The organism is Brachyspira sp. (assembly GCF_050873525.1).
Classification (GTDB): domain Bacteria; phylum Spirochaetota; class Brachyspiria; order Brachyspirales; family Brachyspiraceae; genus Brachyspira.
In genome coordinates this window covers 1-13,897 of record NZ_JBNMIZ010000053.1, presented here as the reverse complement: position 1 = coordinate 13,897, position 13,897 = coordinate 1, and the positions used below count along the sequence as shown (strand labels likewise).

The window sequence follows — 13,897 nt, the reverse complement described above, 5'->3', positions numbered from 1 at the left end:
TTAAAAAAATTTTTTAAAAAGTATTTAGATTATCGTTAAAGATAATACTTTATATAGTAATAATTGTCAAGAGGTTTAGTGATAATTTTTATAATTTTTTTAAAATAAAATTTATAATTTTATATTGATTTATTTACAGATAAAATTTCTTCTAATTTATTTTTTATTATATTCTTTTCATCGCTTCCGATTGTGCTTAATCGTATTAAAGGGATTTCATATTTTTCAAGAATTTTATTTTTCAATTCGTCTCTCTTACTTTGAGCGGTAGATTTTTATGAAAAGCGTAGCCGTCAACTTCTACAGTAAGAACGAGCTTTTTATCCATTTTATTATAAATTATAAAATGAAAAAATAATTTTATTCAAAAATACTCTTATATTCGTCTTTCAAATAAGGCATAATTTCGTCTATCGAAAATAAAACTTCGCTGTATCCCATAGCATAAGGTCCTATTTCGTATACTCCCCAAGTGAATACCAAACCTTTTGAAGTTATATGAAAATTATTTTCTTGCAAGGAAATCTCGTCTAAATTAAAATAATCTTCTTCGTTTCTAATAGATAAAAGTTTTTCTTTAACTTTATTTATCAAATTAGAATCGTTTACATCGATTAAAATATCTTCTATTTTTAATCTTTTGCCATCCGATAAAGAATAAACTTTTGGGATATTTCCATGAATTCCATGCGCTCCGCCAATGTATAAGTAATAATATCTATTTATTGAAGCTATCTTTTCGCTTAAATAATCTATTCTATATTGAAATATTGAAGCATAATTTGGATATTCAGATTCAACCCAATCGTTATGATATGAAAGCATATCGTTACTTAAAATATTTTTTATATCGGACAATTTATTTATATCCAATTTGTCGCTCGTCATATCGGAGTTTATATCCAAATTTATTTTATCTATACTTGCCAATTTTTTATCGTTATTAAGTAAAAATATTGAAGAATAATATTCAAAAGTTTTTTTATCTTCTTCGGATGCATCTTCAGGAGATACATTTGTGTATGTATATCGGACAACTTTTGCGCCTGAAATTGGAGAGTTTGCATCTACAAAATTAATTTCTCTATCGTCTATTTTTCCGTTAAATCCCGCATCCGATAAATTTCCCGTCATTGTGGCGATTCCGTTATCGTTTATAACTTCGGCGCTTATATATCCATTGTCAATTTCCGTATTGAATTCAAACATGTCAATCGATTGATTAGTATAAAATTTATAATCTATAAACACATTTTTAGAATTCTCTTCCAATATTACATTTAAATATTCTCCGTTATCCGCTATCAAATATCGCATGTCGTATATTTGTAATCTTTCTTTTTCGTCTAATCGAACTTCCGATTTTTCATTAGCGCATGAAATTATTATTGATATTGTTATAAAAATTATCGTTTTAAAAATTGTTTTTTTCATTTTTAAGTCCTTTTTTAATTTAGATTTTGATTATTATATAATAATTAAAATTTAAAGTCAAAATAAAAAGATTGCCTCGCAGAATTACAAAACATACAAGGCAACCTTAAATTTAAGGACTAAATATGAAAAAATTTTTTAACTATTGTCTTAAAAAATTTTGCTTAAACTTTTATTAAAAACTCGCTTTCAAGATGGCTTTAATATCGTCTTTATTAAGAACTTTATAACCGCCTTCCATAACAAAAGTGCTTTTAACCATATCGTCAAGCATTTCCTCTTTTGCGCCAAGTTCGGAGATATTCATTACAAGCCCGATTTTTTTCATCCAAGCTTCCATTTTATTCAAACCTTCTTCGGCGATTTCTTTATCCGTTTTTCTTTCGGGATTTACATTCCATACATTTACGGCGTATCTTTTAAATTTTTCCACTCCGTAAGGAAGAATGAAACGATAATAAGGCATAGAAACCGCGGCGAGCGTCATTCCATGAGTAGCGTCCGTAAGAGCGCCAACGCTTTGCCCGAGCATGTGAACTTCCCAATCTTGACTTTTTCCTTTAGCAACTAATGTATTCAAAGCCCAAGTTGCTGTCCACATAATATTGCTTCTCGCTTCATAATCTTGCGGATTTTTTTCGGCAATTTCCGCGCTATGAATAACCGATTTCAAAAGTCCTTCCATAATGTAATCGGAAGTATTGTCGTCAGTTCCAGAAAAATACTGTTCGAGTATATGCGACATTATATCGTAGATTCCAGAAACCATTTGATATTTTGGCAAAGTAAAAGTATATTCGGGATTTAGTATTGAAAATTTAGGAAATACATTCTCTCCGAAAACATGCCCTATTTTTAATTTTTGAGCATGATTTGTTATTACCGAGCCTCCGTTCATTTCGCTTCCCGTTCCAACCATAGTCAAAACGCATCCGATAGGAATAATTTTAGTGTCTTTGTCGACATCTTCAAAACGAATAAAATATTTTTCCCAAGCGTCTTCTTTGCAATTTACCGAAATTGAAACCGCTTTCGCGTAATCGCAAACCGAACCTCCGCCAACCGCTAAAATAAAATCCGCTTTCGATTTTCTCGCTCGCTCAACTCCTTCGTTTAGTTTTTCTACCGTAGGATTTGGCATAACTCCCGCGTCTTCAAAAACTTCTTTTCCGTTCTCTTTAAGAATTTTAACGACTTCGTCATAAATGCCGTTTTTCTTAATAGAACCTCCGCCGTAAACGAGTAAAACATTTTTACCGTATTTAGGCAACTCTTCATTAAGCCCTTTAAGAGCTTCCTTTCCGAAATATAATTTTGTCGGATTACAATAGGTGAAATTTCCAAGCATTTTGCTTCTCCTTGTTTTAAAAATTTTTTTATTTATATATATATTATACCATTAGAGCTAACTCTAGTGTCAATATGTAATTTTATTTATTTTTCTTTAATAATTCTTTTTCTCTTTCAACTAAAAGTTTTTCATGATTGTCGATTTTTAAACTTAATGTTTCATAAGTATTCTGAATATCCTCCAATCTTTTTTTAATAGCTTCCTTTTGCGAAATTAATAATTGTTTTCTTGCTTCCATAGTCGAGTTTCCTTTCTTATAAAGCTTCATATATTCTATTAAAGTTTCTATAGATACTCCCGCGTTTCTAAAACATATTACGGATTGCAAATGTTCCAAATCTTTTTCCGTATAATCTCTTATTCCAGATTTTGTTCTACTCACTTCAGGAATCAAACCTATTTTTTCGTAATATCTTAAAGTATACGCGGAAAGATTAAGTTTTTTGCTCGCTTCGGCTATAGTCATAATTTTCCCCTTAAATTTTTTTATTTATTTTTCTTTAACAATTCTTTTTCCCTTTTGATTAAAATCTTTTCGTAATTGTCGATTTTGAAATTCAATGTTTCAAAAGTCTTCTGAATTTCGTCCAATCTTTTTTGAATTACCTCTCTTTGCGAAATTAATAATTGTTTTCTCGCTTCTATAGTCGAATCTCCTTTCTTATAGAGTTTCATATATTCTATTAGAGTTTCTATAGATATGCCCGCGTTTCTGAAACATATTACAAATTCCAAATTCCCCAAATCTTTTTCCGTATAATCTCTTATTCCCGATTCCGTTCTGTTTACTTCGGGAATCAAACCTATTCTTTCGTAATACCTTAAAGTATCCGCCGAAAGATTAACTTTTTTACTTACTTCCGCTATAGTCATAATTTTCTCCTTAAAATTTTTTATTTAAAAATATCTAAATATTCTTTTATGGGCAAATTATCTTTATTCGCTTCATAAATACAAAATGGTTCTTTAATTTTTAACCCAAGATATTTAAAACTCACATTTATAGGCGATAGAATTTCGCTTATATTAAAATCCAAAGAATCGTAAAAAGATTTTTCGCCGCCAGCCGTAGTGATAATTTTAAATGTTTTATTTTTAAGAGCCTTGCTATCGCTTCCGTGAAGTATGTCGGTTAAAACTAAATCCTGCCATTCTTTAAGTAAACTTGGCATACTAAACCAGAATAAAGGGAATTGAAAAATAATATTATCCGCTTCTTTCAAAAGTTCCACTTCCGATTTGACGGAATTTATTTTTCCATCGGGATAAATGACGGTTAAATTATGGACATTTACATTTTTATTATTTTTTAATTCTTCCAAAAGCGCTCTATTTACTTTTGAATCCTTCCAAAAAGTATGAGCGAAAATAATTAAGTTTTGCATATTTTCTCCTTTTATTAAAATGATTTAAAATTATAAACTCGTTATTACGGGATTATCTTTAAATCCGTAAATTCTTCTCACTTCGCTTACGCTTCTCGTATCCACCATTTGCGGACGCTTTAAATCAAGTTCGGATATCGCTTTAATATCTTCCGAATTCAATTCAAAATCCCATACATTAAAATTTTCCTCTATTCTTTCTTTATGAATCGATTTTGGAATGACGATTATATTTCTCTGAATATTGAAACGCAAGATTACTTGAGCGACAGATTTTCCATGAGATTTTGCAATTTTAGATAAAACGGGATTTGTAAACATTCCGTTTAATCCTTCCGCAAACGGCGCCCATGCCTGCGCTTGAATTTTATATTCTTTCAAAAGTTCAATCTCTTCGTCTCTCTGATAAAAAGGATGAATTTCAATCTGATTAATAGCTGGAATAACTTTTATATTATAACAAAAATCTACTATTCTATCGCTCGTAAAATTGCTGACTCCGATAGCTTTAATTTTTCCTTCTTTATAAAGCTCTTCCATCGCCCGCCAAGAACCGTAATAATCTCCAAAAGGCATATGAATCAAATACAAATCCAAATAATCGGTTTTCAATTTTGAAAGCGTATTTTCAAAAGATTTTTTTGTATTTTCGTAGCCCATTTCTGGCATGTAAACTTTTGAGGTGATAAAAAATTTTTCTCTTTTAATACCGCATTTTTTAATTGCATTTCCTACAACTTCTTCATTCTCGTAAACGCTCGCCGTATCGAATAATCTATAACCGACTTCGATTGCATCCGCAACAGCTTTTTCGCAAATTTTTAAATCCGAAACTTGAAAAACTCCGAAACCTAATATTGGCATTTCCACGCCGTTGTTTAATTTTACATTTTTCATGTAATTTCTCCTAATATTTTATTTTTTTATTTTTCAACTATTTTATTCTTCCAATTCTCTTATCTTCTTCGCTGGAATTCCCGCGACTAAAGTATTATCTGGAACATCTTTAGTTACAACCGAACCAGCGGCTATGATTACATTATTGCCTATATTAATTCCCGGCAATATTACGCAATTTCCTCCAATCCATACATCGTTTCCAATATTCACGGGTTTTGCTTGAGCGAGTTTCTTTCTTCTTCCGCTTGCCGTAAGAGGATGCCCAACCGTAGTTATTAAAGTATTCGGTCCTATCATACAATAATCGCCTATATTTACGGGAGCTATATCTAATATTGTAACATTAAAATTTGCCACAAAATCTTTTCCGACATGAATATTTTTTCCACAGTCGCAGTAAAAACCCATGTTGATATAAGCTTTATCTTTAACCGAACCTAATAATTCTTTTATCGCTTTGAATTGTTCTTCAAAGTTATCGGGTTCTATGGAATTAAATTTTTTACATTTTATTACGGCGTCCGTTTTTCTTTGAGCGACTTCATCGTCAAAAAAGCAGTATTCCAAACCAGCTTCTAATTTTTGTAATTCCGTCATATTTTATTTTCTCCTTGATTTTATGCTTAATAATTCTTTAATTATTATACCGTTAGAGTTAGCTCTAGAGTCAATAGTAAAATGTTATTTTTTGTATATTAGTAATACTCCATCATTTTTAAGTTTTTTAACTTCGCTAAATTTAAACTCTTTAGTCAAACTTTTTCCGTCTACTGTTTCCGATATTGTGAGATTTTTGCTTCCGTCTATAAAAGGCGCTATCATAATATTTATTTCGTCAACCAAATTCTCTTTAAAAAATTCGGCGTTTATTGTAGCTCCTCCCGTTAAGGCAAATCTCTTTATATCGAAAAGTCTATATAATTTATCAAGCGCTATATTCAAATCTATTTTTTCTTCTCCCGCAAAAATATAAGCTATTTTCTTTTCTTTAAGATAGGCGATATATTCGGGGTTTACTTTTTTAGTAGTCACAACCAAAACCTGATTTTTAATATTCTCTGGATAAACAAGCAAATTGTCTTTCCATTTTACTTTTCCAGTAGAATCGAAAGAAATCGCATAAGGAAATTCGCTTTTGATAATATTGTCTTCGTAATCTGCTTTTGAGTTTTTATACTTTGAAATATCTACGGTTTCATCGCTGAAATAAATTTTGTGAGTTGCGCTTCCGTTTCCCCAAGCGTCCGAAATTTCAAGTTTCAACTCTTCGTAATAATCTCCCAATTCCTGATTATAATCGTCAATAAAACTTCCGTCAATTTTTCCGTCAATGGAAGTTAGCATTAATAAAGAAACATAAGGTTTAAACATTTTTTCCTCCGTTATTAAAAATTATTATTTAAATTTTTTATTTTATATTACTATTATAACATTGGAGTTAACTCCAGAGTCAATATGTAATTTTATTTTTATTATATTATTTCAAAATAAAAATTATATTAATATCTCCTTTACCGAGCGAATTTTCCAAATCTTCCAAATTTTTTATATATCCTAATTTCGTATATCTATAATGAGTTGAAAAACTTTTATAGAATATTACCAAACAATTATCGCCAAAAAGCATTATATCGCCTTTATTCACATTTCCGACATTTTCGCTTGAAGTTGGAAATATTTTAGAAAAATTATAATATTTTTCGTTTCCATGTAAATCGCTCATAGTTATACTAATTGGAAAATTTTTTATTAATTCTCTTGCGGAAGAATTATCGTATAAAACCGCTTCGTATTCTTTATTTTTAATTTTTAATGTAATCTCAGTCATATTCTCTCCAAATGAATTATCGCTTATAAAAAATAATATAGAAATTATAATAAATATATTTTTCAATTTTTTCTCCTTAAATTAATTGTTTATGGAATTGATTTTAATTTTAATATTTTTTTAGTCAAATACTTTTTTGTTATGGTTTCCTATGCTTTAAAAGTATAACCAAAAATATTTTAAATATTTTATTTTTTATGTTTTTATTAAAATAAAGATTGCCCTGCAAAATTGCAAGACAATCTATAATTCAAAGGATTTAAATATGAAAAAAGTTTTAAACTTTATAAAATTAATTTGCTATTTATCTTCCAACCTTATCGGCAAAACCTTCGGGATATCTCTCGCCGATAATATTCATTTTGGAAATCGCATAATTTATATCGGCTATTTCGTTATCGGTTAATTTTATATCCGCTGCTTTTGAATTGTCTTTTAATCTTTCCGATTTAGTCGTCCCTGGAATTGGAACTATAAAACTTTTTTGAGCCAAAACCCAAGCCAAAGCGATTTGAGAGGATTTGACATTTTTATCTTCTGCAATTTTTCCTATAAGATTAACCAAATCGTAATTCGCCGTCATATTTTCTTTACTAAATCTTGGAATAACTTTTCTAAAATCTCCGTCTTTAAACTCCGTATCTTTCGCTAAGCTTCCCGTCAAAAAACCTTTTCCTAATGGAGCGAACGGAACAAAACCGATATTTAATTTTTCGAGTAAAGGAATAATATCTTTTTCTGGAAATCGCCACATCATAGAATATTCGCTTTGAATAGCCGTTAAAGAACATACATTATGAGCTTTTTTTATGGTTTCAGTTCCCGCTTCCGAAAGTCCCCAATGTTTTACTTTTCCATCTTTCATCAAATCTTTTATAGTTAATGCAACTTCTTCTATCGGCGTATTCGGGTCGACTCTATGAAGATAATATAAATCTATGGCTTCGAGTTTAAGTCTTTTAAGCGAGCCTTCGATTGATTTTCTTATCGCTTCTGGTTTTGAATTTGGAGTCAATATTTTCGCTCCCGCTTCCAAACCGAATTTTGTGGCAATGACTACTTTATTTTTATAGTCTTTCAAAGCTTCGCCCAATATTTCTTCGTTTTCAAAAGGTCCGTAAACTTCGGCTGTATCGAAAAAATTAATTCCCAAATCTACCGCTTCATGAATAAGATTTATCATATCTTTTTTATCACTTTTTTCTCCGTAGCCCGAACTCATTCCCATGCAACCGAGTCCTATTGCCGAAACTTCTAAATTTCCAATTTTTCTTTTTTGCATTTTGTTTTTCCTTAATTATTTTTCCTAACCCTCAACTTTAAATTTTAATTATTTATTAATTTGAATTTTAAAATATTAAAAAATTTGTAGCAAATACTTTTGTTTTATAACTAATTATGCTTTAAAGGTATAATCAAAAATATTTTATTTTAAATTATTATTTTAAATTCCAAAATCTTATTTCTTCAAAAAACTATTTTCTCTGCTCGAATATCTTTCCCCAATATTAGGATGCTTATTTAAAATATTGTCTATCTGTTTAAAATCTTCTTCCGTTATTTTTAAGTCTACAGATTTTATATTTTCTTCCAAATATTTTATTTTTTTAGTTCCTGGAATAGGAATTATATTATCGCCTCTTGCAATTACCCAAGCGATAGCGAGAGCGGATGCGGTAGTATTTTAAACTTTTTTATGTATATTGCTAATATATTTATATAGAGATAAAAAACTTAATTTAAGTAGAGAGAATATAAATGATTAAACAGTTATTTTTTACTACATAGAAAGAGAAATTTAAACTAGTTCGAAGTATTTCTAAAATTCTATTCTTTGCTTATATTTTTTGTCTTTAATTGTTTAAATTTTTTATCGTTAGTCAATTCCGTCAGTTGTCAATGGACACATGGTAAAGACGAGATTTTAAGCCTGCAATAACTTTCAATGACGATTTGTTAATTAATAATTAATTCTTGTTTTTTATTCCATTTATTTATATAATTCTTTTAAATTTAATTTTAAAAATTTTAATTTAAGGAAAAATAATTATGGCTTTATCTATAGGAATAGTCGGACTTCCAAATGTCGGAAAATCAACGCTTTTTAACGCTCTCACAAACGCTCATGCAGAGGCGGCTAATTATCCGTTTTGCACTATAGATAAAAACGAAGCCACTGCAATAATTTATGATGAAAGAGTCGATAAACTTGCTAATCTTTTCAAATCAAAAAAGAAAGTTTATAACGCCGTCACTTTTGTCGATATTGCTGGACTCGTAAAAGGAGCTTCAAAAGGCGAAGGACTCGGAAATAAATTTTTGTCGCATATAAGAGAGGTTAATGCGATTTTGCATGTAGTCAGAGTATTCGAGGACGGAAATATCACGCATATAGGCGAGGTAAATCCTTTAAGAGATTTGGATATTATATTAACGGAATTAATCTTGGCAGATATTGAAACTATTAACGCGAGAATCGAAAGACAAAAAAAAGCTTTGAAAGGCGGAAAAACAAAATCAGTCGAAGAAGAATTGGAACTTTTAAATAAACTTCTTCCCGAATTAAATAACTCGAATCCTATTTTTAGTTTAAATCTAACCGATACGGAAAAAGAAATTATTAAACCTTTATTTTTGCTCACTTCAAAAAGTATGATGATTGGAGCGAATTTATCCGAAAACGAACTTGCCAATCCCGAAAAAAATAAAAATTATGTCGTTTTACAGAATTATTCAAAAGAAAAAAATATTGAGTTAATTCCTTTCAGCGCAAAAATAGAAGCGGATTTGCAGGATTTGGACGAAGAGGAAAGATTAAGCTATTTGGAAGATTTGGGAGTAAAAGAATCTGGAGTTTCAAGATTATCGAAAGCGGGACATAAACTCTTAAAATTAATCACTTTCTTAACTTCGGGCGAGGATGAAACTAGAGCTTGGACAGTTCGAGAAGGCGCGTTCGCTCCAGAAGCCGCGGGCGTTATTCATAGCGATTTTGAAAGAGGTTTTATAAGCGCTGAAGTTATAAATTGTGAAAAACTGCTCGAACTTGGAAGTTTCGTTAAAGCTAAAGAGGCGGGAGCGATTAGACTAGAAGGAAAACAGTATATTATGCAAGAAGGCGATGTTGTGACTTTTAGGTTTAATGTTTGATTTTTTTGTTAATAATTTATATTTTAATTTATCCTGCAATGTCTCCGTATTCTATATTTTTATCTCCATCAACATAAACGATTAAGGAACGCTTTTTGAAATAATCAGGCTTAAAAAGTATATGCATTGTCGTGTCGGGTTTTCTTTCGTCTTCTTCAAAATCTATCAAAACGCTGTCCAAATACATCGCTTTATAAAAATCTTCGTCCGTTATCGGGATGTTTACTATTTCGCCCAAATCGCTTTTATAAGAATTTTCGCCGACTTTTTCGTTTGCGGAAATCCATTCTTCTGCCAAAGTTACGCATTGATGAGAAATTAAAAAATCGGAAACAGTTTGTTTATTTTCGTCAATCCAGTTTAACAGTCTGTTAATTTTGGTTTTATATTTTTTAAGCGATTCGGATTTATTCGCTTCTTCGCCGAAATCTATAATCAAAGATACATTATTTTTTCTCCATAATCTGCATTCGGTTTCGTAAGAAAAATAATCGCTTTCTCTAAAAATATTTAAATCTCTTATAATTCTTTTCATGTTTAATATCCATTAATTTATTTTTTTATCGTTATTTTTACTTGCTTCTTTTACGGACTTTATTATTATATTACAAATTTCTTCGTCGTCAAAATATCCGCTGTCGACCGTTAAATTATAATTAACCATATTTCCCCATTCTTCGCCCGTATAATATTTGCAATAATTATATCTGTATAAATCGGTATTCTTTAATTGAGTTTCGGCGTTTTCTATTTTTATTCCGTATTGTTTCGTGATTCTTTCAATTCTATTTTTAATCGGCGCATGAATAAAAACATTAAAACATTTATGAGTTTCTTTCAAAATAAAACTCGCGCATCTTCCTATCATTATGCATGAACCTTTATCCGCTATATCTTTTATTATCTCGCTTTGAATATCGAATATTTTATCCAAAATCGAACATGTCATATCGTTATTGAAAGGACTTAAAAAATGTTTCTTATTAAAAGCGTTGAAAAATATATTATCGTTCGTAAATTTTTCGTCTTTCGCTTCTATGGTTTCTCTGCTTATTCCCGTTTTTTCCACGACTACATCTATAAATTCTTTATCGTAAAATCCTATATTTAGTTTTTCGGCAATTCTCTCTCCTATAAATCTTCCTCCGCTTCCGTATTGTCTGCTTATCGTTATTATAATATCTTTCATAATATTAATTCAATCTTCGTTTATATAAGATAATAAAGTTTGGTATTGCGTTTTTATATTATTTGGAATATTCGAGTTTTTAATCAAATTTTCCAAATATTTTTTAGGTTTATCCGTATCTCCCGATAAAATCATTCCAACCGCTTTATAATAATGAGCCATATAAACTTCTTCGGACTTTGGATATTCTTTTATTATTCTATCGAAATAGGAATTAGCTCCGTCATAATCGCTTTGCTGCGCTCTTATCAAACCGAAACCGAGCAGATATTTCGGCATAGCTTCATCGGGAATCGATTTTTTGCCTAATAAATCGTTGAATATTTTAGTCGCTTCCGTTTCGTTTCCAGATTCCATATATAAATCTAATTTTTCCAAACTCGGTTCTTTGCTCGAAAGTATAACATTTATTTTGCCCAATTTGTCGATGGCGTTTTTCATGTATGGAACGAATTTTTCTCCTTCCACATATCCGCCGACATTTTCCAAAACGAATCCGTCCGCGTTAATAAAAAGAATTGTAGGATAGCCTTGAACTCCGTATTTTCTTGCAATCTCTTCGCCTTCTTCGGAATTTTCGGGATTCAATTTTACCGAAACCATTTTTTTAGCCGTTTCAATCACTTCTTCGTTTGAATAAGTATTTTTATCCAATTCTTTACACCAACTGCACCAGTCTGTATATATGTCTATCATAATCGGAAGATTTTTACTTTTCGCTTTTTTAATCGCTGTCGCCAAATTTTTTTCCCATCTTATTTCAGCGTAAGAATTTTCGCATGAGATAATCGTAAGCAGACTTATCATTATAATAATTAAATTTCTATTTTTCATTTTAAGTTCCTCAATTAAAATTAATTAAACTTAAATTTTAAGTTTAGATTAATTATAAATTCGTTTAATAATAAAAACAATAGCAACATTTAGAGAAGAAAGTAAAATTTGTCGTTATCAATAGCAGATTGCTTGGCTCTGCCCTACTTTGTCACGGACTTCCTCCTCGCAATGACAAATTAATTTTAATAATCTCAATTATTCAATAAATAAAATTCTTTTCTAAATCGCATTAACTTCTAAACTAATCAATTTAAAACAAAAAAACAGCGTCCTCCGTTCGCAACACATCAAAAACTAAAAAAATTATTAAATCTCTTTGACAAATAAAATTATTCTGTTATAATATTATTATGAAAGATAATAAAAACAACATTGAAGTTAAAAAGCTAAACGATTACTTTATCCGTTATTTTTTCGGATTGGAAGGAGACGAAGATTTATTATTGAGTTTTATTAACGCGGTAATGATTGATTCAAATTTTGCAACTTTTGTATCTGTAGAAATTATTAATCCATTCAACCTTTCCGAAAAAGCAAATAATAAAGAAAGTATCGTAGACCTAAAAGCCGTAACGGAAGACGGAACAATCGTAATAATTGAAATTCAAACTTATTCCACAAAAAACTTTTTCGAGAGGACTTTATATTATTGGAGTAAAAATTATTCAAATGTTTTAAAGAAAGGCGAAGATTATCCAGAATTAAAACCCGTTATAAGCATAAATTTAATTGACGATATTTTATTTGACAAAACCGATAACCGAATGCATACTTGTTATTTATTAAAAGAAAAAAACAGCAATAAAATTCTAACCGACCACATTCAACTTCACTATGTAGAAATTCCAAAATTTGATAAGGACGCCGATATTAAAACCGAATTAAAAAATTGGATTTTATTTTTAAAATCAAACAAGGAGGAAGACATGTCTCAATTATTAAAAGAGGATACGATTTTTGAAAAGGCGATGAAAAAATACAATTATTTTACAGACAACAAAGATTTACTCAACGAATACGATAAACGAGAAGCTTATTTGTTTTATCAATCAAGCCTAATGCGAGGTTCAAGAAAAGATGGCTTTGAAGAAGGAATAAAAGAGGGAGTAGAAAAAGGTAAACTTGAGGGCTTAAAAGAGGGAATAATAGAAGGTATGGAAAAAGGAATAAAAGAACGCAATTATTCTATAGCCAAAAATCTAAAAAAATCAGGTTTGGACATAAAATTTATAAGTGAAAATACAGGCTTACCAATCGAAGAAATAGAAAAACTTTAATCTATAAAGTATTTAACTTATTTGTAATCATTTATAAATAAAAAATAATCCCCTACAAATTTTATTAACTATAACAAAAAATTCCAAATAACAAATCTAATTTCCAACCTCACTAATTAAAATAAAAAATCCACCCACAAAACCGAATCAACTTCTAAACTAATCAATTCAAAATAAAAACAGCGTCCTCCGTTCGCAACACACGAAGAACGCCGAATTATAGTGAAAAATTTAAGAAAGATTGCAAATTAAATTATTACTTTATTAAAATTTATTTTTGTTTTCAACTTTATTATTTCTGCATATTAAATGTTTTATTAATATTCATTGTTTTAACTAACCCGTTTTCAAATTCTGCACGGAGTTGTTTTCGCTGAAAGCGGGCTGAAAGCCTTGCTTACTTTTTTCACCGAAGGTGCGCAGAGCGACATCAAAAAAGAACACCAACTCTTGACTTTCTTTATCAAAGAACAATTTTTTAATTAAAATATTAGCGTCTCCACTCGCAATAGATGAAGACACTAATATATTTTTAACCTTTTAACC

The 13,897-nt window shown here is 29.8% G+C and carries 16 protein-coding genes and 1 pseudogene; 2 read left to right on the top strand and 15 right to left on the bottom strand.

Features of this window, described 5'->3' with window-relative positions; genetic code table 11:
- Positions 1-119 precede the first annotated feature (119 nt).
- The 12 genes and pseudogenes from ACR0QS_RS05295 to ACR0QS_RS05240 all read right to left on the bottom strand — a co-directional run.
- Positions 120-260, bottom strand: a pseudogene (locus ACR0QS_RS05295) (hypothetical protein); the annotation flags it as partial.
- Positions 261-360: 100 nt separating this feature from the next.
- Positions 361-1,434, bottom strand: coding sequence for an RsiV family protein (locus ACR0QS_RS05290; RefSeq protein ID WP_432632403.1), 1,074 nt, complete (start codon positions 1,432-1,434; stop codon positions 361-363).
- A gap of 175 nt (positions 1,435-1,609) precedes the next feature.
- Positions 1,610-2,782: an iron-containing alcohol dehydrogenase gene (locus ACR0QS_RS05285; protein WP_432632402.1), complete on the bottom strand. Its 1,173-nt coding sequence runs from the start codon at positions 2,780-2,782 to the stop codon at positions 1,610-1,612.
- A gap of 82 nt (positions 2,783-2,864) precedes the next feature.
- Positions 2,865-3,251, bottom strand: coding sequence for a MerR family transcriptional regulator (locus ACR0QS_RS05280; RefSeq protein ID WP_432632401.1), 387 nt, complete (start codon positions 3,249-3,251; stop codon positions 2,865-2,867).
- A 20-nt stretch (positions 3,252-3,271) separates the two neighbouring features.
- A complete protein-coding gene (locus tag ACR0QS_RS05275; protein WP_432632400.1) occupies positions 3,272-3,658 on the bottom strand; it encodes a MerR family transcriptional regulator in 387 nt (128 codons plus the stop codon).
- A 20-nt stretch (positions 3,659-3,678) separates the two neighbouring features.
- Entirely contained in the window at positions 3,679-4,170 is a 492-nt protein-coding gene (locus ACR0QS_RS05270) for an NAD(P)H-dependent oxidoreductase (protein ID WP_432632399.1), read from the bottom strand.
- 30 nt (positions 4,171-4,200) lie between these two features.
- Positions 4,201-5,067: an aldo/keto reductase gene (locus ACR0QS_RS05265; RefSeq protein WP_432632398.1), complete on the bottom strand. Its 867-nt coding sequence runs from the start codon at positions 5,065-5,067 to the stop codon at positions 4,201-4,203.
- 42 nt (positions 5,068-5,109) lie between these two features.
- The gene (locus tag ACR0QS_RS05260; protein ID WP_432632397.1) at positions 5,110-5,667 is read right to left on the bottom strand and encodes a sugar O-acetyltransferase; all 558 of its coding nucleotides are present in this window, start codon (positions 5,665-5,667) and stop codon (positions 5,110-5,112) included.
- Positions 5,668-5,751: 84 nt separating this feature from the next.
- Entirely contained in the window at positions 5,752-6,441 is a 690-nt protein-coding gene (locus ACR0QS_RS05255; RefSeq protein WP_432632396.1) for a dihydrofolate reductase family protein, read from the bottom strand.
- Positions 6,442-6,547: 106 nt separating this feature from the next.
- Complete coding sequence (locus ACR0QS_RS05250) at positions 6,548-6,964, bottom strand: cyclophilin-like fold protein (protein WP_432632395.1); 417 nt, start codon at positions 6,962-6,964, stop codon at positions 6,548-6,550.
- A 238-nt stretch (positions 6,965-7,202) separates the two neighbouring features.
- On the bottom strand, positions 7,203-8,180 hold the full coding sequence (locus tag ACR0QS_RS05245; RefSeq protein ID WP_432632394.1) for an aldo/keto reductase: 978 nt from the start codon (positions 8,178-8,180) through the stop codon (positions 7,203-7,205).
- A 177-nt stretch (positions 8,181-8,357) separates the two neighbouring features.
- Entirely contained in the window at positions 8,358-8,519 is a 162-nt protein-coding gene (locus tag ACR0QS_RS05240; protein ID WP_432632404.1) for a hypothetical protein, read from the bottom strand.
- Between the two features lie 428 nt (positions 8,520-8,947).
- On the opposite strand from ACR0QS_RS05240, the gene ychF reads away from it, so the two are divergent.
- A complete protein-coding gene (gene ychF / locus ACR0QS_RS05235) occupies positions 8,948-10,048 on the top strand; it encodes a redox-regulated ATPase YchF (RefSeq protein WP_432632393.1) in 1,101 nt (366 codons plus the stop codon).
- Positions 10,049-10,076: 28 nt separating this feature from the next.
- Here the strand turns inward: ychF and ACR0QS_RS05230 are convergent, their stop codons facing one another.
- Genes ACR0QS_RS05230 through ACR0QS_RS05220 form a run of 3 tightly spaced genes read right to left on the bottom strand, consistent with a single transcriptional unit; the run spans position 10,077 to position 12,071 of the window.
- Complete coding sequence (locus ACR0QS_RS05230) at positions 10,077-10,583, bottom strand: DUF2262 domain-containing protein (protein WP_432632392.1); 507 nt, start codon at positions 10,581-10,583, stop codon at positions 10,077-10,079.
- 12 nt (positions 10,584-10,595) lie between these two features.
- Complete coding sequence (locus ACR0QS_RS05225; RefSeq protein WP_432632391.1) at positions 10,596-11,237, bottom strand: AAA family ATPase; 642 nt, start codon at positions 11,235-11,237, stop codon at positions 10,596-10,598.
- Positions 11,238-11,246: 9 nt separating this feature from the next.
- Positions 11,247-12,071: a thioredoxin family protein gene (locus ACR0QS_RS05220; protein ID WP_432632390.1), complete on the bottom strand. Its 825-nt coding sequence runs from the start codon at positions 12,069-12,071 to the stop codon at positions 11,247-11,249.
- Between the two features lie 353 nt (positions 12,072-12,424).
- Here ACR0QS_RS05220 and ACR0QS_RS05215 point away from each other — a divergent pair, with 353 nt between their 5' ends.
- The gene (locus ACR0QS_RS05215) at positions 12,425-13,351 is read left to right on the top strand and encodes an Rpn family recombination-promoting nuclease/putative transposase (protein WP_432632389.1); all 927 of its coding nucleotides are present in this window, start codon (positions 12,425-12,427) and stop codon (positions 13,349-13,351) included.
- Positions 13,352-13,897 lie beyond the last annotated feature (546 nt).

What these genes read in the sequence shown, in the direction of transcription:
- ACR0QS_RS05280 (WP_432632401.1), bottom strand. Translation starts at nt 3,251, where the DNA reads ATGACTATAGCCGAAGCGAGCAAAAAACTTAATCTTTCCGCGTATACT.
- ACR0QS_RS05225 (WP_432632391.1), bottom strand. Translation starts at nt 11,237, where the DNA reads ATGAAAGATATTATAATAACGATAAGCAGACAATACGGAAGCGGAGGA.
- ACR0QS_RS05255 (WP_432632396.1), bottom strand. Translation starts at nt 6,441, where the DNA reads ATGTTTAAACCTTATGTTTCTTTATTAATGCTAACTTCCATTGACGGA.
- ACR0QS_RS05230 (WP_432632392.1), bottom strand. Translation starts at nt 10,583, where the DNA reads ATGAAAAGAATTATAAGAGATTTAAATATTTTTAGAGAAAGCGATTAT.
- ACR0QS_RS05290 (WP_432632403.1), bottom strand. Translation starts at nt 1,434, where the DNA reads ATGAAAAAAACAATTTTTAAAACGATAATTTTTATAACAATATCAATA.
- ACR0QS_RS05220 (WP_432632390.1), bottom strand. Translation starts at nt 12,071, where the DNA reads ATGAAAAATAGAAATTTAATTATTATAATGATAAGTCTGCTTACGATT.
- ACR0QS_RS05245 (WP_432632394.1), bottom strand. Translation starts at nt 8,180, where the DNA reads ATGCAAAAAAGAAAAATTGGAAATTTAGAAGTTTCGGCAATAGGACTC.
- ACR0QS_RS05215 (WP_432632389.1), top strand. Translation starts at nt 12,425, where the DNA reads ATGAAAGATAATAAAAACAACATTGAAGTTAAAAAGCTAAACGATTAC.
- ACR0QS_RS05275 (WP_432632400.1), bottom strand. Translation starts at nt 3,658, where the DNA reads ATGACTATAGCGGAAGTAAGTAAAAAAGTTAATCTTTCGGCGGATACT.
- ACR0QS_RS05285 (WP_432632402.1), bottom strand. Translation starts at nt 2,782, where the DNA reads ATGCTTGGAAATTTCACCTATTGTAATCCGACAAAATTATATTTCGGA.
- ACR0QS_RS05265 (WP_432632398.1), bottom strand. Translation starts at nt 5,067, where the DNA reads ATGAAAAATGTAAAATTAAACAACGGCGTGGAAATGCCAATATTAGGT.
- ychF (WP_432632393.1), top strand. Translation starts at nt 8,948, where the DNA reads ATGGCTTTATCTATAGGAATAGTCGGACTTCCAAATGTCGGAAAATCA.
- ACR0QS_RS05270 (WP_432632399.1), bottom strand. Translation starts at nt 4,170, where the DNA reads ATGCAAAACTTAATTATTTTCGCTCATACTTTTTGGAAGGATTCAAAA.
- ACR0QS_RS05260 (WP_432632397.1), bottom strand. Translation starts at nt 5,667, where the DNA reads ATGACGGAATTACAAAAATTAGAAGCTGGTTTGGAATACTGCTTTTTT.